This window comes from Mesorhizobium sp. WSM4845, assembly GCF_055811455.1.
Genome location: NZ_JBVVQA010000094.1, coordinates 1 through 710, shown reverse-complemented (window position 1 = coordinate 710; position 710 = coordinate 1). Strand labels below are relative to the sequence as shown.

Genomic DNA, 710 nt, shown 5'->3' with positions numbered 1-710 from the left:
CCCACTAGCCCCCCGGGGCGGCGCCGGGGCACCCCCCCCGCGCTTGCCCCCTCGATTGGGGCGGCCGCGGGGCCGGGGCCGGGGGGAGGCGGAGGGGGAGGCGGAGAGGCGCAGGGGGCTTTTGGAGTCGCGATAGCCGGCTGTGCCAGCAGCATCAAGACGACGGCCGCTGTTACTCCCCGCGCCACCTTCACTCGATTTGTTGCCATGATATTTCTCCTTGCTCTTCAGAAATGGTAGACTGCAATAGTCCTGCAGTATTGATTGATATCGACAGCGTGCGGGGCGCGCATTTGCGCAAACCGTGCTCGCATTATTTGCACCTTGTCGCAGTCCTCGACCTCTACTCACTCATTCGACGCCCGCCTTTCTCTAGCTCCCGGTCGTCTATGAAAGCTATCGGCGTGCCAGCCGATCGCGCTGCGAAGGAAGTGGATGCCAAGACTGATGAATGCAGCGCGCTCCCGATTGTCCTTGCCGTAGCCGTGGCCGCCCGCGCCGGGCTCGTAGAAGTACGCGGGATAGCCAAGGGCCTGCAGCTTTGCCGCCATCTTGCGCGCGTGGCCCGGATGGACGCGGTCGTCCCGCTTCGTGGTCGCGAGCAGGATAGGCGGATAGGGCTGTCCGGGCGTCGCGGCGTGATAGGCGGAGATTTCCTTCAGGAAAGCCCAATCGTCAGCCTTGTCGGGATCGCCATATTCGTCGATCCA

1 protein-coding gene is annotated in these 710 nt (G+C 64.1%); it reads right to left on the bottom strand.

The window, feature by feature from the left end; translation table 11 throughout:
• Nucleotides 1-347: 347 nt before the first annotated feature.
• On the bottom strand, nucleotides 348-710 hold a 363-nt coding region (locus tag AC0L2C_RS34150; protein WP_473525529.1), incomplete at its 5' end, for a prolyl oligopeptidase family serine peptidase.